Below are 21,944 nucleotides of genomic sequence, written 5' to 3' on the forward strand. Positions count from 1 at the left end.
TGCGGCTTGTGGCGATGCTATTTGTTTAGCAAGGCTGGACAAGGAAGAAAATCGAAGCAGTTCCAAAGACAAAGGAGAGAAAAGGATGTTAGAAAAGTTTTTTGCTTTATCCGAGCGCAACACCGATGTAAAAACCGAAGTAGTGGCTGGTATTACTACATTTATGACCATGGCCTACATCCTATTTGTGAATCCGAGCATTTTAAGTGCTGCCGGGATGGACAAGAATGCCGTACTTCTGGCAACGTCGCTTGGCGCGGGCATTGTTACCATTATGATGGGCTTATTTGTTAATTATCCAATCTGTTTGGCACCTGGTATGGGATTAAACGCTTTCTATGCTTTTACTGTCGTTATTGGTATGGGCGTTACGTGGCAGGTTGCGTTAGGCGCTGTTTTTATTTCTGGTATTATTTTTATTTTACTTACGGTGACTCATATTCGCCAGCTTCTCGTGGAAGGAATGCCAGCTTCGCTAAAATATGCGATTACAGTGGGGATTGGCTTATTTATTACGATTATTGGTTTGAAACTTTCCGGATTGATGAGTATTCGTTTGTCCTTAATTCCGCCCACTTTAGAAAAAATTGCTGCGAATCATGGCAATGGCACGCCTCTTTCGTTTGAAACAATTATTGAAATGGGAAAATTAGCTGATAAAGACGTATTGTTAACTGTTTTCGGTATTGTTTTAATGGTTGTTCTTATGGCTAGACAAGTAAAAGGCGCAATGTTGATTGGCATCTTAGTGACAACTATCGTGGGGATTACTTGTGGTGTTGTGAAAGTTCCGGCAAACTTTAGTCCTATTGCGATGCCTGACTTTAGTCATAATGCTTTTGGCGCTCTTGATATTGCTGGCGCTTTAAACATGGGACTTATGACGATCATCTTTACTTTTACGTTTGTTGAGTTATTTGATACGATGGGAACACTTGTCGGTACGGCTACCAAGGCCGGTCTGATTGATAAACAAGGAAATTTCCCTGGTATTGGTAAGGCCATGATGGTGGATGCTGCTGGCGTAAGCTTAGGCTCTTTGCTTGGTACAAGTACTATTACGGCATTCGTCGAAAGCGCGGCAGGCGTTGGCGCTGGTGGTCGCACTGGTCTTACGGCGATTGTCTGCGGGATTCTCTTTATTTTTTCACTGTTTCTTTCGCCGCTGGCAAGTCTTATTCCTGATGCGGCAACAGCTCCGGCTTTGATTATTGTTGGCGCTTTGATGATGGAAGGAATTGTGAAAATTGACTTTAGTGATTTTACCGAATCGCTTCCTGCCTTTTTTACGATTGTACTGATGCCGCTTACGTACAGTATTGCTAACGGCATTTCTGTCGGTCTGGTCTTTTACCCCTTATTAAAACTAGTAACAGGCCGTGGTCGCGAAGTTCATCCAATTGTTTACATTTTGGCAGTCTTAGTTATTGCTCGCTTTATTTTCCTGAACGAGTAGAGGCTGTTTTTAAAATATATATTGAACCCAGATTCTTAAGGATTCTCCTTAGTATCTGGGTTTTCAATTCACTTCATTTTCGAATTGGGAGGAAAAGACATGAAAGTCGCTATTATCATGGGCAGTAATTCAGATTGGCCAAAATTAAAACCGGCCTATGATTGTCTGAAAGATTTTGCCATTGAAACAGAAGTAATTGTCGCTTCGGCGCATCGGACACCAGAAGATGTAAAAGTTTTCGCCGAAGGCGCTAGAGACAGAGGTATTGGCGTGATTATTGCAGCTGCTGGCGCTGCCGCTCACTTGGCAGGCGTTGTAGCAAGCTTTACTACATTGCCAGTTGTTGCTGTACCGATTGAGGTGTCACTTGGCGGTGTTGATTCGCTGCTGGCTATGGTCCAGATGCCTTCTGGTATTCCCGTGGCAACCATGGCAATTAACGGTGCTAAAAATGCTGCTTTATTTGCCGCTCAGATTTTAGCGGTTAGCAATAAAGAAATTCAGACAAAGTTAGAAGGTCATCGTCAGACGATGGCTGCTGAAGTAAGAGAAAAAAATCGTAAATTACAAGAACAATTAGGGGGAGAATAACCATGGCAGATCAAGTAAAACCACTTTATGAAGGCAAAGCAAAATGTGTATTCCAAGCAGAAAATCCTGATGAATATGTAGTTTATTTTAAAGATGATGCAACGGCTTTTAATGGCGAGAAAAAAGGTACAATTGCTAATAAAGGCGTTTTAAATAATAAAATTTCCACTTTTTTCTTTGAACTTTTGAGCAAAGAAGGCATTCATCATCATTTTGTAAAACAGCTCAGTGATCGTGAAATGCTTGTTAAAAAATTAGAAATTCTTCCAGTAGAAGTCGTTGTCCGTAATATTGCGGCAGGCAGCTTGGCAAAACGAATTGGCTGGGAAGAAGGCCGTAAAATGCCAACTACGATCGTAGAAATGTACTATAAAAATGACGATCTTGGCGATCCCTTAATCAATGATTTTCATATTGCCGCTATGGGTTTAGCTACGCCAGAACAAGTTAAAACCATGGAAGATATGGCTCTTAAAATCAATAAAATTTTGACAGACTATCTGAAAGAAAAGAAAATTGAACTGATTGACTTCAAATTGGAATTTGGTACGCATAAAGGCGAAGTGTTGTTAGGCGACGAAATTTCTCCTGATACCTGCCGTTTCTGGGATAGCGAAACGAAACAGAAACTTGACAAAGATCGTTTCCGTCGTGATTTAGGCAATGTAGAAGATGCTTATAAAGAAGTGTTAAAACGACTCACCGGTGAAACTTTATAATAGGTTGGGAAAAAAAGGAGGCTCTCTATGACCTGTAAGATTTTAGATGATAAGTTCCATGAAGAGTGCGGCGTCTTTGGCGTTTTTTCCCGACAGGATTATGTAGCAGAAACGACCTTCTGGGGACTTTACTCACTGCAGCACCGCGGCCAAGAAAGCGCCGGTATTACCGTTAGTGACGGACATCATATGGACGTTATGAAAGGAATGGGGCTTGTCAGCCACGTGTTTCGTAACGGCGTGCCGACGCAGCCGGCCCACCTTGCTATCGGTCATGTGCGTTATTCCACAACAGGTTCGAGCATGCTTGTCAATACGCAACCGCTCATGGTTAGCTTTGCCGGTGGTCAAATGAGTTTGGCTCATAATGGCAATCTGACAAATGCTGGTTCCGTGCGGCAACAGTTAGAAGCAGCTGGCAGTGTTTTTCAGACCACTATGGACAGTGAAGTTATTGTAAACTTAATTGCCCGGTCAACCAAAGAAACAATCGAAGAGAAGATCTTAGAAAGTCTGGTCAAAATCGAGGGCGCTTATTGCCTTGTTATTATGACAAAGGACAAACTGATTGGCGTTCGCGATCCCCAAGGCTATCGTCCGCTTTGCTTAGGTAAACTCCACGAAGGCTATGTCGTTGCTTCCGAGTCCTGTGCGCTTGATACAGTAGATGCTGACTTCATCCGTGATATTGAACCAGGCGAGATGGTCGTGATCGATGATAGCGGCGTAAAAACTTATCAGCTTCCAGTGAAAAAGAAGAAAGCCTTGTGTGTCTTTGAATATATTTATTTTGCTCGCTCTGACAGTTCTATTGATGGACAAAGCGTTTATCAAGCGAGACTAGCTATGGGACGTCAGTTGGCGAAGGAAAGCAAATTTAAGGCCGATATTGTGATATCTGTACCAGATTCCGGTACGACAGCTGCTTTAGGTTTTTCGGCTGAATCAGGCATTCCCTTTGCCGAAGGGCTCATCAAAAATCGTTATATTGGCCGTACTTTTATTCAGCCAGAACAGAAAAAACGCGAGAAGAGTGTAAAGCTGAAATTAAATGCCGTTCGTTCTGTCGTGGCAGGAAAATCAATCATTATGGTTGATGATTCGATCGTGCGGGGTACAACAAGCGGAAAAATTGTAAAAATGCTGAAGGAAGCTGGCGCTAAGGAAGTTCATATGTGTGTTAGCTCACCGCCGATTACGGATCCTTGCTTCTATGGGATTGATACGTCAGTACGGAAAGAACTGATTGCGGCAACGAAAACAGTAGAAGAAACCAGAGACTATATCGGTGCTGATTCGCTTCACTACTTGTCGATAGAAGGTCTTCATGAAGCGATTTCTCAGGTACCGCCAAGTGATATGTGCTATGCTTGCTTTAACGGAAAGTATCCATCTTGTATACCAGGCGAAAAAGAATGTGAGGGAAATAAATATGTCTTCGAACAAAACTGAGCCAACGGCGGCTTCTGTAACCTACAAAGACTCAGGTGTGAATATTGATGAGGGCAATAAAGCTGTAGAACTCATGAAGGAACATGTTCGTTCCACCTACCGTCCGGAAGTCATGGGAGACATCGGCGGCTTTGGCGGTTTATTTGCGTTAAGCGGTCGGTATGAAGAACCGATTCTTGTGTCAGGTACTGATGGCGTAGGTACAAAATTGAAACTGGCTTTTATGCTTGATAAACATGATACAATCGGTCAAGATGCTGTGGCTATGTGCGTCAATGACATTCTGGTACAAGGGGCGGAACCCTTATTTTTCCTCGATTATTTAGCCGTAGGAACCTTAGAATCAGAAAAAGTTGCTACGATCGTCAGTGGTGTGGCCAAAGCTTGTAAAGAATCAGGCTGTGCGCTAATTGGCGGTGAAACCGCCGAAATGTCTGGTTTTTATCCTGACGGCGAGTATGACTTAGCTGGTTTTTCCGTGGGCATAGTTGATAGAAAGAAATTGATTACTGGCGAGACCATTCAGCCCGGCGATGTTATGATCGGTTTGCCATCGACCGGCGTTCATTCTAACGGTTTTTCGCTTGTTCGGAAAATTTGTCTGGATATCAAGGGTTTTGATCTTAAAGAAGTTGTGCCGGAACTTGGCAAACCGCTAGGCGAAGAATTGCTTACGCCGACACGGCTTTATCCGAAGGTTTGTTTGCCGCTCTTTAATAAGTTTACGATTCGCGGCATGGTTCATATTACTGGCGGCGGGTTCTATGATAATATTCCTCGTGTTTTACCAAAAGGCTGTGCCGCGAAAGTATCTGTAGACTCCTGGCCGAAGCTGCCCATTTTTGAATGTCTGCAGAAATGGGGCAATGTGGCTGATAAGGAAATGTATCGGACCTTTAATATGGGAATTGGCATGGTTTTCGTGGTACCGCAAGACGAAGCGGATGCTGTAATTGCTTCGCTAGCGGCAGCAGGCGAAGCTGCTTATAAAATCGGAGAAATTGTTTCCGGCGATCAGGAAACGATCCTGACAGGAGGCTCTTTCTAATGGCTTTTCGGCTCGGTATTTTAGCCTCTGGCCGGGGAAGTAATTTTGTGGCAATTCAAGAAGCGATTTCGGCGGGACAAGTCCCGGCCGAAATCGCTGTTGTAATTACCGACCAGAGTCAGGCTGGCGTTAGAGAAAGAACTGGGGAAATTCCCTGCTTGTTAATGGAACGCAGCGCTTATGACAGTAAACAAGCTTTTGAAATTGCTCTAGCAGAAAAATTAGCTGAATATAAAGTAGACCTAGTCGTTCTAGCTGGTTTTATGCGACTCTTAGGCGGTGCTTTTTTAAGCCGTTTTCCTGGTCGTGTACTTAATATTCATCCATCATTGCTTCCTTCTTTTCCGGGACTTCATCCTCAGCAGCAAGCGCTTGACTATGGTGTTAAAGTCTCAGGCTGTACAGTCCATTTTGTCGATGAAGGGATGGATTCCGGTCCGGTTATTATGCAGCAAGCGGTTCCGGTTCTCGATGAGGATACGGAAGAGACTTTGGCAGCGCGGATTTTAGAGCAGGAACATAAGTTATATCCCGCAGCTATCGCGTTGTGTGCGCAAGGAAAAATCTCTCTTACGGGAAGAAAAACCCTGCAAGAGAAATAGGAGAGAAGACTATGGCAAAAGTAAAGCAAGCATTAATTAGCGTATCAGATAAAACGGGCGTTGTGGAGTTTGCCCGTCAGCTTCATGAACTAGGCATTAAAATTATTTCTACAGGCGGCACGATGAAAACCATTAAAGCGGCTGATATTCCTGTTACTTATGTAAGCGATATTACTCGTTTTCCGGAAATGATGGATGGTCGAGTAAAGACGCTGCATCCTTATATTCATGGCGGCATTTTGGCGATCCGTGATAATGAAGCCCATCAGGCAGCCATGAAAGAGCATGGGATTGAACCCATTGATCTTGTGGTAGTAAATTTGTATCCTTTCCGTCAGACCATTGCGAAGGACGGCGTTACCTTAGAAGAAGCGGTTGAGAACATTGATATTGGCGGACCCGCCATGATTCGGGCAGCAGCAAAGAACTTCCATGATGTAGCTGTTGTTGTAAATCCAGATCGTTATGAGCAGGTAATCGCTGAGCTAAAGGCCGATGGCGTTGTAGCTGATAAGACTCGTATGGCCCTTTCGCGGGAAGCCTATGCTCATACTGGCGCTTATGATGCCTGCATATCCTCTTATCTGGCTAGTCAACTTGGTGAAGGCTTATTTCCTGAAGAAGTTCAGACTGTTTATGAAAAAGTGCAGGATTTGCGCTATGGGGAAAATCCTCATCAAAATGCTGCTTTTTATCGCGAAAAGTATACAAAAACAGGCATCGCTTCGGCAAAACAACTGCATGGAAAAGAACTTTCCTTCAATAATATTGTTGATGTAGAAGCTGCCTATGCCATTGTCAGTGATTTCTCCCAACCGGCTGCAGCGATTATTAAGCATACCAATCCTTGCGGCACCGGTGTCGGCGCATCGATCAGCGATGCGTATCATAAAGCCTATGTGTCAGATCCTACGTCAGCTTTTGGCGGCATTATCGCCTTAAATCGCATCGTTGATAAAGAAACAGCGGAGCTCATTGCCAGAACGTTTATGGAAGCCGTGATTGCTCCTGATTTTGACGAAGAAGCGTTAGCTGTTTTAACAGCAAAGAAAAATCTCCGTCTGCTTACAGCACCGTTATTAACAGCCACGGAACATGCCCTGGATATGAAAAAAGTATCAGGCGGGCTGTTACTGCAAGCCGCCGATCGTGGCGTAGATAGTCTTGACAGCATGACTGTCGTGACGAAAAAAGCTCCTACCGAAGAAGAATGGGAACAACTGCTCTTTGCTTGGAAAGTTGTAAAACATGTAAAATCCAATGCCATTGTCGTAGCTGGCGACTTCCAGACTTTCGGTGTCGGCGCTGGCCAAATGAATCGTGTTGGATCTGTAGAAATTGCTTTAAAGCAGGCCGGGGCTAATAGCGAAGATGCTGTTCTTGCTTCTGACGCTTTCTTTCCGTTCCGCGACTCTATAGATACAGCAGCAAAAGCTGGTATTAAAGCGATTATTCAACCTGGCGGTTCTGTTCGTGACCAAGAATCGATTGATGCGGCGAATGAGCATGGCATTGCTATGGTCTTTACCGGCGTTCGTCATTTTAAACATTAAGAGGGAGTGATGGTGTGCGTATTCTCGTAATCGGTAGCGGCGGCAGAGAGCATGCTCTTGTTGAGGCAATCAGCCAAAGCCCTAGAGTATCAAAAATTTATGCAATTCCCGGGAATCCTGGCATGGGTGAGAAAGCGGAATGCGTCGCCCTTACGGCAACGGATGTAGCGGCTCTTTCTCAGTTTGCTATTGACCATAAAATAGACCTTACTGTTGTAGGACCGGAAAATGTATTAGCGGCAGGTCTCGTTGATGAATTTACCGCCAAGGGACTGGCTGTTTTTGGTCCGACTAAACTTGCGGCGGAAATTGAATCTTCCAAGGCTTATGCCAAAGCATTAATGAAGAAATATCAGATTCCTACAGCAAAATACGCTGTCTTTACGGAAAAGGAAGCCGCTAAGGCCTATATTCGCGCTGAAGGTGCGCCTATTGTCGTAAAGGCTGATGGTTTAGCAGCAGGTAAAGGCGTTATTGTAGCGCAAACTGTCGCAGAAGCGGAAGCGGCTGTGGATTCGATGCTTGACGCTCAGGAGTTTGGCGCCGCAGGTTCGACTGTAGTAATTGAGGAGTGTTTGTTCGGCGAAGAAGCTTCGGTTCTTACCTTTACTGATGGCAAAACGATTCAACCTATGGTGGCTGCTCAAGATCACAAACGGGTCTATGATAAAGATCAAGGTCCTAATACGGGTGGAATGGGCACCTATGCGCCAGCGCCAATTATTACGGACAGCCTTAAAGAAGAAATTATGGCTAAGATCTTAAAGCCGGTTATTGCGGCAATGGCGAAGGAAGGACGTCCTTATGTGGGTTGCCTCTATGCTGGGTTGATTATCACAGCAGAAGGCCCTAAGGTCATTGAATTCAATGCTCGGTTCGGCGATCCGGAAACACAAGTGGTATTGCCCCTATTAGAATCCGATATTGTGACGGTTATGGAGCATTGTACGCAAGGGACGCTTGAGGATTTCAAGGTAGAATGGAAAGATGGCGCTTGCGTCTGTGTAGTACTTGCTTCAGGCGGTTATCCGGGATCGTATCGCAGCGGTTGCGAAATTATGGGCCTTGAGAAGCTTTTGCCGGAAACTTATGCATTCCATGCCGGAACTGCAGTGAAAGAAGGCAAGCTTGTTACGGCAGGCGGGCGAGTTCTTGGTATAACAGCTCTGGCTGCTAACTTACAGGAAGCGGTAAATCAAGTCTATAAAGAAGTCAATAAAGTTCATTTTAAAGATGCTCACTATCGCACCGATATTGCGGCAAAAGCCTTACCTCGTTAACGTAAGACGGCTTTTGCCGTCTTTTTTTGTAAAAAAAGCTTGACCATTGCCTGGGAACGTAATAAGGTGATAAGAGTAAAGTGAAAAAAGTTTATAATTTTATAATACAGATTGTTCTGTTTTAGGCTTCTAGGTGAGGGAGTGTTACAGGTGACAAAACAACTCAACATGGCAATGGTAAATGACTTTTATGAATTGACAATGGCGAATGGCTACTTAAAAAGCGGGCTCGCTGATCAAATCGCTTATTTTGATATGTTTTTTCGCCGCGTACCTGATGATGGCGGCGTTGCCATTATGGCTGGCGTAGAGCAATTAATTGACGAATTGAAAGATCTACACTTTGCTGAAGACGATATTGCCTATCTTCGGTCACGGCAGATCTTTAGCGAAGTCTTTTTGCAGTACTTAGCGGATTTTAAATTCTCCTGTGATGTCTGGGCTATACCGGAAGGTACGCCTGTGTTTCCTTATGAGCCGATTATTACGGTACGAGGACCAGCGCTCCAAGCGCAGCTTATTGAAACCTTAGTATTGTTGACAATCAATCATCAAACTTTGATTGCGACGAAGACAAATCGTATTGTCCGGGCGGCAGGAAGTCGGCCGGTGATGGAGTTTGGCACACGGCGCGCCCAAGGCGCTCATGGCGCCGTACTTGGCGCTAGAGCGGCTTATATTGGCGGCGCGGTGGGCACTGCTTGTACGGCTGCTGATAAAGATTATGGGATTCCGGCATTAGGAACGATGGCTCATAGCTGGGTACAAATGTTTTCTTCAGAATTGGAAGCATTTCGTGAGTATGCTCGGATTTATCCGAAAAATTGTACTCTCCTTGTAGATACTTATAATGTGCTAAAATCAGGTATTCCCAATGCTATTCGCATTTTCCGTGAGGAATTACTGCCGAAAGGAATTCGTCCCGGCGGAATTCGGATTGATAGCGGTGATATTGCCTATCTGTCGCGGCAAGCCCGCAAAATGCTTGATGAGGCTGGCTTTACGGACTGTAAGATCGTGGCGTCTAATTCACTTGATGAATTTATTATTCAAGATATCTTGACCCAGGGAGCCAAACTCGATGCCTTTGGCGTTGGTGAACGATTAATCACAGCGAAGTCTGATCCGGTATTTGGCGGCGTTTATAAGCTGGCAGCGATTGAAGTTTCAGGAGAGCTTATTCCTAAAATTAAACTGAGTGAAAATGTTGAGAAAATCACGAATCCAGGCCATAAGCAGGTGTGGCGTCTTTATGAAAATGCTACAGGCAAGGCTGTGGCTGATGTAATTACATTATTTGAAGAAGTGATTGATGATCAGAAGCCTTATGAAATCTTCCATCCAGAATTCACTTGGAAACGCAAAATAGTGAGTTCCTTTACAGCTAAGCCCTTACTTGTACCGATTTTTAAGGCTGGTGAATGTGTTTATGCACAGCCTTCGTTAGATGATATTCGAGCGTATCGTGAACAAGAAATTGCTACAATCTGGGAAGAGGTTTTGCGGTTTACGAATCCTCATCCTTATTATGTTGATTTATCAAAATCGCTTTGGGATATGAAAGAAGATTTGTTGTTAACTCATACAATTAAATAGTTTCCGTAAATGTTATAAGCAGGTAGCAAAAGACACCCCAATAGGGTGTCTTTTTTGTGGAATGACATACTTTTGAGCAGGAGCGCCGTTTAATTCGGCGGCATAGTCCTGTCAGATCATAGAAATAGGATATATCTTGTAAAATCGGATATACCTAAAAGAAAAGACTTTGCGGCAGAATGTCTGCCAAGGCAGAAGGGGATTTGGTATGAGTGAACAACAACAACTAACTAGAGGTCTCAAAGCAAGGCATATTGAATTGATTGCTCTAGGCGGAACCATTGGCGTTGGTCTATTTATGGGATCAGCCAGTACGATTAAGTGGGCAGGACCGTCAGTGCTGCTGGCCTATGCCTTAGCCGGACTTGTCATGTTTTTTGTGATGAGAATTATGGGAGAAATGCTGTTTTTAGAGCCTGTTACTGGTTCATTTGCTACCTATGGGCATAAGTATATTCACCCCTTAGTTGGCTACTTGACTGCTTGGTGTTATTGGTTTCTATGGGTTACTGTCGGGATGTCCGAGGTAACGGCTATTGGAATTTATGTGAAGTATTGGCTGCCTGATTTGCCACAGTGGTTACCCGCGCTTGCTGGCGTTGCCTTAGTCGCTTCCGCCAACTTGGCATCAGTAAAATATTACGGTGAATTCGAATTTTGGTTTGCGCTGATAAAGGTTGCAACAATTGTAGTGATGCTCGTTATTGGCGTGGGCATGATCTTCTTTGGTTTTGGCAATATGGGCCAGCCGATTGGTTTAGAAAATCTTTATAGTCAAGGCGGCTTTTTTGCTGGCGGTTGGGAAGGATTCTTGTTTGCGCTTTGTTTGGTAACGGCGGCTTATCAAGGGGTCGAGCTAGTCGGGATTACGGCAGGGGAAGCGCAAGATCCGCAAAATACATTACGCCGCGCCACTAAGAATATTATTTGGCGTATTTTGATTTTTTACATTGGCGCCATTTTTGTTATTGTTACAATTTATCCCTGGAATCAAATTGGCACAATCGGCAGTCCTTTTGTGATGACTTTTGCTAAAGTTGGCGTGACGGCGGCAGCTGGCATTATTAACTTTGTTGTGCTGACAGCAGCGTTATCAGGCTGTAACAGTGGCATTTATAGTGCTGGTCGGATGCTCTATACGTTGGCGGAAAATGGACAAGCCCCCGCTTTTTTTGGCAAAATTTCTAAGAGCGGCGTACCCGGTAATAGTATTGCTGTAACGATTGTGTGCCTATTATTCGGCGTTTTATTGAATTATTTAATGCCGCAATCAAAATTATTTTTGTATATTTATAGTGCTAGCGTACTACCAGGTATGATTCCTTGGTTTGTACTGGCAATTAGTCAGATGAAGTTTCGAAAAAAATGGGAAAATGAGATGAAAAGCCATCCATTCACGTCACCGCTTTATCCGATTAGCAACTATATTACGGTAGTGTTCTTGATCTTTGTGCTGATTGGCATGTGGTTTAATGAAGATACGCAGCTTTCGCTGATTGTCGGCGCTGTTTTTTGCGTCATTGTAATCGCCAGTTATTATATTTTTGGCATGGGTGAAAGATCTCGCCAAAAGCAGTACAATAAAGGATAATTCTTCTAAAACTTTACTTACAAGAGGGAAAGCAGCAGCTTTCCCTTTTTGCTATCTGTCACTACGCAGGAAACTTTGCCCAGCGGAACGAATAAGAATAATGATATTTGCATAGGAATAATGTGCAGGGACTACAAATCTTTTAAGGAAGAGGTTAACGCTATATGCAGACAAAATCAAAAGATTTGCTTCACGGCTTTATTATGGAAGAAAGCAAGCCAGTCGCTGAAGTAAATGGTACAGCCAAAATCTATCGCCATGTAAAAAGCGGCGCTCAGTTATTTTATCTGGAAACAGATGATGATAATAAAGTATTCAGCATTACCTTTAGAACTCCGCCGACCGATAGTACGGGTTTGCCCCATATTCTAGAACATTCGGTTTTATGCGGCTCACGTAAATTTCCTACGAAAGAGCCTTTCGTTGAGTTAGTAAAGGGATCGCTCAATACTTTTTTGAATGCCATGACCTTTCCTGACAAAACGATGTATCCTGTGGCTAGCCGGAATGACAAAGATTTCCGCAACCTCATGGATGTCTATCTTGATGCTGTTTTTTATCCCAATATTGCCAAATACCCTGAAATTATGATGCAGGAAGGCTGGCATTATGAATTAGAATCCAAGGAAAGTGAACTTACTTATAAGGGCGTTGTTTATAATGAAATGAAAGGCGTTTTTTCATCGCCTGATGCTGTGTTAGAGCGGAAAATTCAAGAAGCGCTTTTCCCTGATACAACCTATGGGGTTGAATCAGGCGGCGATCCGGAATTTATTCCTGATTTAACGCAGGAACAATTTTTGGCGTTCCATCAAAAATACTATCATCCAGCGAACAGCTATATTTTCCTGTACGGAAAGATGGATATTGCCGAAGAGCTGCGTTTTATTGACGAAGAATATCTAAGTCATTTTTCGGCCAGCGCGGTTGATTCGGAAATTGAAAAACAGCCAGCTTTTGATTCTACCTATGTGGCGACCTATCCCTATCCGATTTCTCCCAGTGAGAAAGAAGCTGATAAGACGTTTTTAAGCCTAAGTTTCGTCGTCGGTGAGGCAACAGATCCTGAAGTGGCGCTTTCCTTTGATATTTTAAATCATTTGCTGCTCGGCACACCGGCAGCTCCTTTGAAAAAAGTGCTGCTTGATGCGGGAATCGGCAAAGACGTTTATGGTCAATTTAATCAAAGTATTTTGCAGCCTGTCTTTACTATCGGCGTCAGGGGCGCCAATGAAGATCAGCAGGATGATTTTGTGCAGATTGTTTACGAAACACTAGAGAAACTCTCGCAAGAAGGTCTTGATAAGAAACTAGTAGAAGCATCGATCAATATTCATGAATTTCAACTACGTGAAGCCAATTTTGGCAATTACCCGAAAGGGTTGATTTATAATATTAAATGCATGGATAGCTGGCTCTATGGCGCAGATCCTGCTGTGCATCTTGCCTTTGAAGCTCCTTTGGCAAAAGTAAAACAGGCTCTCAAGCAGCCTTATTTTGAGCAGATGATTCAAGAAAAACTGCTAGGCAATACCCATCAGGCTATGGTTGTAGTGAAACCAGAAAAAGGTTTGGCCGAAAATGTGAACCGTGCGGTAAGGGACAAGCTCGCTCAATATAAAGCCGCTTTAAGCGAGGCGGAGCTTGAAACGATTATTGCGCAGACGGAAAAGTTGAAAGAACGCCAGCTTGCGCCTGATTCGCCGGAAGCGCTTAAGACAATCCCGCTGCTCAGTCTTGCTGATATTTCCCGGGAAACAGAAGAATTGCCGCTCAGCGAAAAAGATCTCAATGGAGCGAAGCTGCTACTTCATCCGCTATTTACGAATAAGATTGCCTATGTAAATCTCTATTTTGATAGTGCTGTTGTGCCGGAAAGTCAACTGCCTTATCTCTTCTTGCTTGATAGTGTACTGGGAAAAGTAAGCACAGAGAAGTATAGTTATGGCGAATTGTCTAATGAGCTCAATATTCATACTGGCGGTGTATCCTTTGCCTCCATTGTTTTTTCGGAAAAAGATGATGATCGAATTCTTTACCCGAAATTTAAAGTGAAGGCGAAGGCTCTTGTGAGTAAACTAGGTGAACTTATGGGCTTGCTTGGTGAAATACTTGGCCACAGCTCCTTTGAAGATCGCAAACGGCTTAAAGAATTGATCGGTGAATTAAAAGCGAAAATGGCTGCTGTCATTTTAGAACGGGGTCAATTGATTTCGTCTAGCCGTGCTCTTTCTTATATTTCACCAGTATCGCAGTTTAGGGAAAAAGGCTACTTATCTTTTTATCATTTCCTAGCTGATCTTGATAATAACTTTGAAGAGAAGTTTTCTGAAATTCAAGCGAATTTGAAAAAGACGGCTGAGCTTGTTTTCACAAAGCAAGGACTCATGATTAGTCTGACGACTGAAGCAGAGGACTACCAGAAATTTTGTGAAGACTTTACTGGTTTGTGGCAGGAACTCAAAGAGAGCAGTGAAGGACCTAAGTCGTATGAATTTTGCTTTGGTGCAAAAAATGAAGGCTTAATGACATCAGCCAAAGTTCAATTTGCCGCTAAAGCCTATAATTTCCGTCGCTTAGGTTATACCTATCATGGCGGATTGAAAGTGCTTGAAACGATTATGCGCTATGATTATCTGTGGAATCGCATTCGCGTGCAGGGGGGCGCTTATGGCGCTTTTGCTCAGTTTGAACGAAATGGCAACATGACATTTGGTTCTTATCGCGATCCCAATCTTGCTGAAACCCTGTCTGTCTACGATGAAACAGCCGACTATATTAACGGCTTTACCGTAAGTGATCGGGAAATGACGAAGTATATTATCGGCACAATGAGTGGGATTGATGCACCTTTAACCCCTTCGATGAAAGGCGAGAAGGCGACAGAATATTATCTGCAGCATATTACGCAAGCCGATCGGGAACAAGAACGCAAAGAAATTTTAGAACTGACGCAAGAAGAAATCCGTTCTTTTGCTCCGCTTGTTAAGGAATGCTTTGGAGCAAATTATTTGTGTGTTCTCGGCGGCAGCGAAAAAATTGAAGAAAATAAAGCATTATTCGGCGAACTTATTTCTGTTTTTGAATAAGTCTGCCTGAGCGATTTGAAAGAAAACCGGCAGTCAGGGCTTAAGCCTGCTGCCGGTTTTGGCGTCTAAAAGCGGGAAACAAAACGTTCCAGTCGGCTAAGGGCTTCCTGTAAATGTTCGGTGGAATAGGAATAGGAGCAGCGGATAAAGCCTTCGCCGCAAGCCCCGAAAGCATCGCCAGGAATTACAGCGAGACGCTCTTCCTGCAACAGTCTTTCGCAAAACTCTTGCGAGGATAAAACGGTTTTTTGAATGGAAGGGAAGATATAGAAGGCGCCTTGCGGTTCAAAGCAGGACAGTCCCATTTCTGTTAGTCCTTTGTACATAAGCTGGCGGCGTACATTGTATTGATCAATCATTTTGCGCATTTCTTTGTAGCCATTCTTTAATGCTTCTAAAGCGGCAATTTGGGCGGTAACGGGAGCGCACAGCATGGTATATTGGTGGATTTTTACCATGGCGCCGATAAAATCTTCATTTCCTAAAGCATAGCCGATACGTAGTCCGGTCATTGCATGGGATTTAGAAAAACCGTTTAATAGAATGGTTCTATCTTTCATGCCAGGTAGAGCGGCAAAGCAGACATGGCTGCCTTCATAAGTCAGTTCTGAGTAAAGCTCATCGGAAATTACAAGCAGATCGTGTTTTTCCACTAAGGCGGCAATGCGGCTAAGTTCTGCTTGGGGCATGATTGCTCCGGTTGGGTTATTGGGATAACCTAAAATAATAGCTTTTGTTTTGGTTGTGATTTTTTCTTCCAGCTCTTCAGCGGTTACACAAAAGCCACGACTGGGATTGGTAGCAATCGGAACAGGGACGCCGCCGGCAAACGTTACGCAGGCCTGGTAAGCTACATAGCATGGTTCTGGAATCAGCACTTCATCGCCAGGGGCGACGATCGTTCGAATTGCTAAATCAAGCGCTTCGCTGACGCCGACTGTAACGATGATCTGATTTTCCGGATCATAGTCTACTTGACAGCAAGCGGAAATATGGTTAGCGATTTCCTGACGGAGTTCCGGTAGGCCCGAATTTGATGTGTAACTTGTTTGCCCTGCTTGCAGGCTCGTGACGCAGGCGTCGATAATATGTTTTGGCGTTGCAAAATCAGGTTCGCCGACGCCTAGAGAAATTACATTTTCCATAGTAGCGGCAATGTCAAAAAATTTACGAAGTCCCGAAGGCGCTACTTGGTTTACAACAGGGGAAATACGATTTGACCAGTTCATTAAAAATCCTCCTTCAAATAACATGAAAATTCAATAAACAAAACAGAAAAAACAAAAAGGGATCAGTTTCATCCTGTAATAAAAGGACGAGAACTGATCCCGCGGTACCACCTTACTTAGCTATTGCTCGCTTGGCTTCAGTAACGTTGAAGAAACGGGTAACTCTACTGTATTTCAAGTTACCAGCTACAGGAGGGCGTTCGGCTGAATATCTTACACCGGCTCACATCAAATCCGGCTTTCTGAGCTAAGACATAAAGCGTACTGTTCCTGTCATGGCCATTTGTTTTTTTTGATTGTTTGTATAATAACACAAAAGTTTTGAAATTGCCAGCAAAAAAATTATTTATTTACAGAATAAGCATCAGAAAAAGCATTTACAGACTTTGTGCTATTATTTTTTGCCGGACTTTGTTTGCTTTTTTGCAGTAGTTCGCGAAATTTACCATCTTGAAATTGGTTGTCTCGCTTAGTAGCTGAAGCCATTGGCGTAATGGGCATAATCGGCGTAATTCTCATAGCACTCACTCCCTTGCTTACTTTTTATCCTTCTACTTATTATATCGGGAGAAAAAGGTTAGGACTTAAGTGCTGATTTTGCTGACTTTACACGAGGCCGATCCATTTCCAGTAAGTTGCTCCCAAGAGCATGATGATGGCATAAGCAATAAGGGTCAGTGGAATTCCTGTCTTAATAAAATCTTTTACCTCAAACGTTTCGGTACCATAGGCAATCATGTTTTGTGGTGCATTCACAGGTAAAATAAAACCAAAGCTGACTACATACTGGAGGATCATGGTTAAGCCAACCACATTGAGTCCTGGCGTAGTTGCTCCTTGCAGAATAGAAATGATAATAGGAATCATAGCAGCAGCTAGAGCCGTTGCACTGGCAAAGCCGAGATGAATAATAATGAGAAAGGCTGCTAACACAGCTAAGATAATTAGAGCCGGCATTGTTTTTAAACCAAAGAGAACCACAATGATTTTGGCAAGCCAAGCCGCTGCTTTTGTGGAAAGTAAGGCAGAGCCTAAACTAATGCCGACACCAAACAGGATAAGCGTACCCCAGGGAATTCTGGCCTGCGCTTCTTTCCAGGACATGATGCCAATTTTCGGTAAGAGCATGAGTGAAATGATGGCAAGAGTCGTAGTTGATGTGTCAAAGGGATGGACAATTTTTTCGGTTGACCAGAGAAAGAGCAGTACAAACGACATGGTTAACAGCTTTTTTTCGGCAATGCTCATTGGTCCGAGATCGGCGAGCGCTTTAGCAATTGCTTCTTTACCGCCAGGAACTTCCTCCATTTCCGGCGGCATCAGCTTTAGTAGAACAAAGTATAGCGCTGCTGACATCAGGATCGCAAAGGGCGCTGCGGCGAGAAACCAATCCATCCAGGAAATATAAACGCCAAGTTGTTTTTCGATAAAACCGAGAGCAATCATGTTTTGTGCGGCAGCTGTTTTAATGCCTACATTCCAGATGCTGTCAGCCTGAGCTGTGGCGATCATCATAACCGCAGCAAAGCGGCTTTTACGATCTACGCCGAAAGCTGTAATAATCCCTAAAACAATAGGGACGAGGCAGGAGACGCGGGCTGTTGTACTTGGCACAAAGAAGCTGAGAATAAAGCCGACCGTAATTACGCCCATAAGTACGCGGTTTGTTTTTGCACCAATTTTGGAAAGAACGACAAGAGCGATGCGTTTATCAAGGCCTGTCTGCATCATCGCGGCAGCTAAAAAGAGTGCGCCGCCGACAAGGGCTAGGGCTGTATTAGAGAAGCCGCCAAGCGCTAGGGTTAAGGCATTGGATGTTCCTAATAGTAGGGCAGGCTTTGCCGGATCAGGCGCCATGCCTAATAGAAAAGCCATCAAACTTAAAATAATAGCGCCGCTGACCGGATAGGAAATGGCATCTGTCATCCAAACAATGACGGAAAATACCAGAATAGCCAGCATGCGATGACCAGCAGTGGGCAGGTCTGCTGGGGTAGGCATAATCAGTACGATAGCCATGGCGAGAAGAGAAATAATAAGACCGTATTTTTGCCCGAAAGATTCCTTTGCTTCATTTGTCATAAGAAAGATTTCACTCCTTTACTGTGATGTACATGTATACATATATACGTATATTATGCAAAAAAGAGTCAAATCCTCCTGCTTGTGTAATTTTTGTTTTACTGAACCTGCATTGACAGAGAAGTCTTGAATTTCTATAATAGATTATAGATATTTTTCACGGAGGTGCCCATGGCAGAACAAGCAGCAATTGATCCAACAGCAGTAGACATGCGCACGAAACGAGAGCAAATTTTAGATGCTGCTTACACGGTGTTTTCTCAAAAAGGCTACCATCGGGCTACAGTAGATGAGATCATTGCTCTAGCTGATACGGGAAAGGGAACTGTTTATAATTATTTTCATAATAAGGAACAACTCTTCTACACTCTAGTCACTGAGCGGAGTCGGCCCTTTGAAGAAGCTGCTAAGAAGATCGTAGAGAGTGCAAGGGATCCGCTGGAGAAGATCAAAATCCTGATTCGTCTTTATCTTGAATTTTACGTTAAAAATGCTGATTTATGGCGTGTATTTATGCATGAAATGCGTGGCTTTTCCAGTAGCGTATCTCTTTCGGAAAAGCAGTGCGATAAATATCGAGAATGTTTTAAAGCAACAATTTCGCTATTAGAAAAAGTGTTAGAAGAAGGAATTGAAAAAAAAGCTTTCCGAACATGTCAGGCAGACCGAACAGCGTATTGCTTATTTAGCGTGATTTTAACGATGGTTTTTCAGAAATTTGCTGCTGATGGCCCAGACAGTTTGGAACAGAGTGCTTGTATGATTGCTGATACTTTTTTCTATGGAATTGTAAATCGCGGAACGAATTGAATGAAATAAGAAAGAAACAGGGTTTTTCAAATCGCTTTTAGCGTTTGAAAAACCCTGTTTTGTTTGATTGGCTCTATTTATTTACCAGGCGGCAATAACCGAACCTTTGAAGTGGTCTTTAATGAAAGCTTTCATTTCATCAGATTGGTATATTTTAACGAGTTTTTGATAGTCTGGATTTTCTTTATCTTTGCCTCTTACAGCAATAATATTAGCATAAGGCGATTCGCCGCCTTCTAAGGCAATGGCATCTTTTAAGGGATTCAGTCCGGCTGTAACGGCGTAGTTTGTATTGATGGCAGCTGCATCGATATCATCAAGGGAACGGGGAATCTGGGCGGCATCTAGTTCTTTTACTTTTAAGTGTTTGGGATTTTCGGCAATATCAGCCGCTGTTGCGGTAAGACCGGCATTAGGTTTTAATTTAATTACACCTTTTTGTTCGAGCAACAGCAGGCCCCGACCGCCATTGGTCGGATCATTTGGAACAGCGATTGTAGCGCCATCAGGCAACTGCGAAAGGTCCTTTACTTTTTTGGAGTAGATACCCATCGGGAAAATGACTGTTTTACCGATATTCACAATATCATAGCCGCGGTCTTTAATAATATTTTTTAAATAAGGATCATGTTGGAAACTATTTACATCAATGTCGCCCTGCTGGAGCGCTACGTTAGGCTGGATATAATCGTTGAATTCAACAACTTGGATTTTAAGACCTTGTTTTTCTGCTAACTTTTTGACTTCATCCATTAACTCAGCATGGGGGCCGGCAGTTACACCGACTTTAATGACCTTGTCCTTAGAGGAATCGGCGGCATTTTTACTGTCGCCGCAACCAGCGGTAAAGGCAAGTGTTGTAATGAGACTAAGACCAAGGCAAAGCAATTTCAATGGCTTTTTCATGAATTTCCCTCCTGATTTTTAGTTTTGAAATTTAGCGTTTATTGACGCGGCGGGCAAAAAGATCACCGCAAGATTGAACAAGTTGGACCATCACAATCAAAATAATAACAGTAATCAACATGATATCGCCGCGGAACCGTTGATAGCCGTAACGAATTGCCAAATCGCCGAGACCGCCGCCGCCGATTGCTCCGGCCATAGCGGAATAGCCGATTAAGTTGATGATCGTAATCGTAAGACCTAAAATAATACCAGACATGGCTTCAGGTAATAGTACTTTCGTAATGATCTGAAAAGGCGAAGCCCCCATGGATTGAGCAGCTTCAATCAGTCCTTGATCGACTTCCTTTAACGCCGATTCGATGATGCGGCCCACAAAAGGAATGGCGGCAATGCTTAAGGGGACAATGGCTGCATTGGTGCCGATCGATGTTCCGGCGATCATACGGGTAAGCGGAATGATCGCTACCATTAAAATAATGAAAGGGACGGAACGTGTTGCATTGACAATCGAACCTAATATGCGGTTTAAAGCTGGTTTTTCTAAGATATGTCCTTTATTCGTGGCGACAAGAATGACGCCGAGGGGTATGCCGAGAATCGTAGCAATGGCTGTTGAAATGATGACCATATATACGGTTTGTCCAAAAGACTCAGCCAGCAATTGAAGTATTTCTTGCGACATAGCCGATCACCTCGATTCCTAAATCTTTAGTTTGTAGATACTTTAAGGCGCTTTCAATATTTTCTTTAACGCCTGACAGTTCAATTACAAGAGTCCCGTAAGGCGTGCTGTCAATATGGTCAATATTGCCGTAGAGAATGCTAGCGTCTACATTGAAACGGCGAATCAAGCTAGCAATAATAGGCTCTTCAGCAGAAGCGCCGATAAAGGAAAGTTTTACGAGCAGATTATCACCAGTGACGCTCTCTTGGCGGATTTCACGACCGCTTAAGAGTTCGTCCAGATTGTTTTGCTCTAAAGTACTGATGAAATCACAAGTTGTAGCTGATTGCGGATTAGTGAAGATATCTAAGACCGGTCCTTCTTCGACAATATGACCGTTTTCAATTACAGCTACGCGGTGACAGATTTCTTTGATGACATGCATTTCGTGAGTGATAAGAACAATAGTAAGGTCTAATTTTTTATTAATACTTTTTAACAGCTGTAAAATCGAGTGAGTCGTTTGCGGGTCGAGCGCCGAGGTGGCTTCATCGCACAACAGAACCTTTGGTTGACTAGCTAGAGCGCGGGCGATGCCGACACGCTGTTTTTGGCCGCCGCTAAGCTGGGAAGGATACTGATTTGCTTTATCAGCTAAGCCGACAAGCTCTAAGAGCGGCAAAACCGCATTTTTAATTTCATTCTTACTTTTTCCGGCTAGCTCTAGCGGAAAGGCTACGTTGTCGAATACGCTACGGGAAGAAAGTAAATTAAAATGTTGGAAAATCATACTAATCTGCTTGCGAGCATCGCGAAGCTGTTTTTCGGTTAAGACCGTGAGATCTTGGCCAGCGACGAGAACTTCGCCTTCTGTCGGTCTTTCCAGCATGTTCATGCAACGGACTAAGGTGCTTTTGCCAGCGCCGCTCTTACCAATAATGCCGAAAATTTCTCCTTTTTCTACGGTAAGATTAATGTTTTCTAACGCGGGTATAGAACCAGCATCAGACTGGTATACTTTGGAGAGGTTTTTCAAAGTAATCATACATGTCACTTCCTTTACAAAATAGAAAACCTCTGCTCAGGGAGCAGAGGAAGTTAGCTTGTCATAGCAATCGCTTCATCTGCCAGGATATCATCCTGTAGGAATTGGCACCGTTCGTATTATACATATTTGCAAAATACGATGGTTGCCGCAGCTTCATTGGGCCAGTCCCTCAGCCAACTCTTGATGAATTACAAGTGTATGGAGTTGTTAGAATTGATAATAGCA

At 43.5% G+C, this 21,944-nt stretch carries 18 protein-coding genes, 1 riboswitch and 1 other annotated feature; of the genes, 12 read left to right on the forward strand and 6 right to left on the reverse strand.

Annotated features, from left to right (window positions below; genetic code table 11):
* The first annotated feature begins 85 nt into the window (after positions 1–85).
* The 11 genes from AC0NJP_RS00145 (at position 86) to AC0NJP_RS00195 (ending at position 14,977) form a co-directional block, all read left to right on the forward strand.
* On the forward strand, positions 86–1,456 hold the full coding sequence (locus tag AC0NJP_RS00145) for an NCS2 family permease (RefSeq protein ID WP_474037900.1): 1,371 nt from the start codon (positions 86–88) through the stop codon (positions 1,454–1,456).
* 99 nt (positions 1,457–1,555) lie between these two features.
* The gene (gene purE / locus AC0NJP_RS00150) at positions 1,556–2,047 is read left to right on the forward strand and encodes a 5-(carboxyamino)imidazole ribonucleotide mutase (RefSeq protein WP_474037901.1); all 492 of its coding nucleotides are present in this window, start codon (positions 1,556–1,558) and stop codon (positions 2,045–2,047) included.
* 2 nt (positions 2,048–2,049) lie between these two features.
* Positions 2,050–2,766 (forward strand): phosphoribosylaminoimidazolesuccinocarboxamide synthase, encoded by a 717-nt coding sequence (gene purC / locus AC0NJP_RS00155; RefSeq protein ID WP_474037902.1) that lies wholly within the window; start codon positions 2,050–2,052, stop codon positions 2,764–2,766.
* A gap of 27 nt (positions 2,767–2,793) precedes the next feature.
* Positions 2,794–4,218 (forward strand): amidophosphoribosyltransferase, encoded by a 1,425-nt coding sequence (gene purF, locus AC0NJP_RS00160; RefSeq protein ID WP_474037903.1) that lies wholly within the window; start codon positions 2,794–2,796, stop codon positions 4,216–4,218.
* A complete protein-coding gene (gene purM / locus AC0NJP_RS00165; RefSeq protein ID WP_474698365.1) occupies positions 4,199–5,266 on the forward strand; it encodes a phosphoribosylformylglycinamidine cyclo-ligase in 1,068 nt (355 codons plus the stop codon). The genes purF and purM overlap by 20 nt, the downstream gene beginning before the upstream one ends.
* Entirely contained in the window at positions 5,266–5,868 is a 603-nt protein-coding gene (gene purN / locus AC0NJP_RS00170) for a phosphoribosylglycinamide formyltransferase (protein WP_474037906.1), read from the forward strand. Before purM ends, purN begins: the two co-directional genes overlap by 1 nt.
* 11 nt (positions 5,869–5,879) lie before the next feature.
* The gene (purH, locus tag AC0NJP_RS00175) at positions 5,880–7,421 is read left to right on the forward strand and encodes a bifunctional phosphoribosylaminoimidazolecarboxamide formyltransferase/IMP cyclohydrolase (protein ID WP_474698366.1); all 1,542 of its coding nucleotides are present in this window, start codon (positions 5,880–5,882) and stop codon (positions 7,419–7,421) included.
* 14 nt (positions 7,422–7,435) lie between these two features.
* Positions 7,436–8,701: a phosphoribosylamine--glycine ligase gene (purD, locus tag AC0NJP_RS00180; protein WP_474698367.1), complete on the forward strand. Its 1,266-nt coding sequence runs from the start codon at positions 7,436–7,438 to the stop codon at positions 8,699–8,701.
* A gap of 141 nt (positions 8,702–8,842) precedes the next feature.
* Complete coding sequence (locus tag AC0NJP_RS00185) at positions 8,843–10,297, forward strand: nicotinate phosphoribosyltransferase (RefSeq protein ID WP_474698368.1); 1,455 nt, start codon at positions 8,843–8,845, stop codon at positions 10,295–10,297.
* A 208-nt stretch (positions 10,298–10,505) separates the two neighbouring features.
* The gene (locus tag AC0NJP_RS00190) at positions 10,506–11,888 is read left to right on the forward strand and encodes an amino acid permease (RefSeq protein WP_474698369.1); all 1,383 of its coding nucleotides are present in this window, start codon (positions 10,506–10,508) and stop codon (positions 11,886–11,888) included.
* Positions 11,889–12,052: 164 nt separating this feature from the next.
* Positions 12,053–14,977 (forward strand): insulinase family protein, encoded by a 2,925-nt coding sequence (locus AC0NJP_RS00195; protein ID WP_474698370.1) that lies wholly within the window; start codon positions 12,053–12,055, stop codon positions 14,975–14,977.
* Between the two features lie 65 nt (positions 14,978–15,042).
* Here the strand turns inward: AC0NJP_RS00195 and AC0NJP_RS00200 are convergent, their stop codons facing one another.
* From AC0NJP_RS00200 to AC0NJP_RS00210, 3 genes are all read right to left on the reverse strand, one after another.
* Positions 15,043–16,206, reverse strand: a complete 1,164-nt coding sequence (locus AC0NJP_RS00200; protein WP_474698371.1) for an aminotransferase class I/II-fold pyridoxal phosphate-dependent enzyme — start codon at positions 16,204–16,206, stop codon at positions 15,043–15,045.
* Positions 16,207–16,285: 79 nt separating this feature from the next.
* Positions 16,286–16,492 (reverse strand) — a binding site (T-box leader).
* Positions 16,493–16,548: 56 nt separating this feature from the next.
* Complete coding sequence (locus AC0NJP_RS00205) at positions 16,549–16,725, reverse strand: hypothetical protein (RefSeq protein WP_474037914.1); 177 nt, start codon at positions 16,723–16,725, stop codon at positions 16,549–16,551.
* Between the two features lie 87 nt (positions 16,726–16,812).
* A complete protein-coding gene (locus AC0NJP_RS00210) occupies positions 16,813–18,288 on the reverse strand; it encodes a DASS family sodium-coupled anion symporter (RefSeq protein ID WP_474037915.1) in 1,476 nt (491 codons plus the stop codon).
* Positions 18,289–18,459: 171 nt separating this feature from the next.
* On the opposite strand from AC0NJP_RS00210, the gene AC0NJP_RS00215 reads away from it, so the two are divergent.
* Positions 18,460–19,098 carry a TetR/AcrR family transcriptional regulator gene (locus AC0NJP_RS00215; RefSeq protein ID WP_474037916.1) on the forward strand — a complete coding sequence of 213 codons (639 nt, stop codon included), beginning with the start codon at positions 18,460–18,462 and terminating at the stop codon, positions 19,096–19,098.
* An 81-nt stretch (positions 19,099–19,179) separates the two neighbouring features.
* Here the strand turns inward: AC0NJP_RS00215 and AC0NJP_RS00220 are convergent, their stop codons facing one another.
* The 3 genes from AC0NJP_RS00220 to AC0NJP_RS00230 are packed head-to-tail and all read right to left on the reverse strand — an operon-like array spanning position 19,180 to position 21,716.
* Positions 19,180–20,004, reverse strand: a complete 825-nt coding sequence (locus AC0NJP_RS00220) for a MetQ/NlpA family ABC transporter substrate-binding protein (RefSeq protein WP_474037917.1) — start codon at positions 20,002–20,004, stop codon at positions 19,180–19,182.
* Positions 20,005–20,035: 31 nt separating this feature from the next.
* On the reverse strand, positions 20,036–20,689 hold the full coding sequence (locus AC0NJP_RS00225; RefSeq protein WP_474698372.1) for a methionine ABC transporter permease: 654 nt from the start codon (positions 20,687–20,689) through the stop codon (positions 20,036–20,038).
* Positions 20,658–21,716, reverse strand: coding sequence for a methionine ABC transporter ATP-binding protein (locus tag AC0NJP_RS00230; protein WP_474698373.1), 1,059 nt, complete (start codon positions 21,714–21,716; stop codon positions 20,658–20,660). Before AC0NJP_RS00230 ends, AC0NJP_RS00225 begins: the two co-directional genes overlap by 32 nt.
* A gap of 72 nt (positions 21,717–21,788) precedes the next feature.
* A riboswitch (SAM riboswitch) is annotated at positions 21,789–21,909 on the reverse strand.
* Positions 21,910–21,944: the final 35 nt, after the last annotated feature.

It is taken from the genome of Pelorhabdus sp. sgz311002 (genome assembly GCF_056134285.1).